This window comes from Paraburkholderia sp. BCC1885, assembly GCF_900996235.1.
Lineage (GTDB): Bacteria > Pseudomonadota > Gammaproteobacteria > Burkholderiales > Burkholderiaceae > Paraburkholderia.
Genome location: NZ_CAAJGM010000153.1, coordinates 1 through 452, shown reverse-complemented (window position 1 = coordinate 452; position 452 = coordinate 1). Strand labels below are relative to the sequence as shown.

General features: G+C 71.0%; 1 pseudogene. It reads left to right on the top strand.

The annotated features are described in order from the left end of the window. Positions 1-191, top strand: a pseudogene (locus FQ755_RS37360) (hypothetical protein); the annotation flags it as partial. Between the last annotated feature and the right edge of the window lie 261 nt (positions 192-452).

Here is a 452-nt window from a genome sequence, read left to right as displayed (position 1 = left end):
TGCAGGAACGCCCGGCCGAACCCCATGAAGTGGGCCGCAGGAGCAACGAGGTCCCCGGCGTGGCGGTGATCGGCCTCGCGCGAAACGGAACCTTGATGTCGTTCTACGAGGAAGCGCCCGTTCCGATCGAAGCCGGCGACGTGCTGATGGTTATCCAGTCGACCAGGCAGGCAGCCGGCTCCCAGCCATGAGCAGCGTGGCTCGGCGCGACGCGATGGCCGCCCCCGGCCGCCGAAGCCGCCCGATGCGCCACGAGGATCGCGCCCCGCCGGCTTCCGTCCCGTGCCGCCGGCTCAGTGCGAATGCCGCGGGTTGCCGCGCGTCTCCACCACCTTCAGGTACAGCGTGGCCGGCTCCAGGCAGCCGCCCGTCGACAACTGCCCCACCGTCTGCCGATAAAGCTCCTGCCACGGCGTCTGCGCCGGCGGGGTCTTGAACTCGGCCGTCTCGCG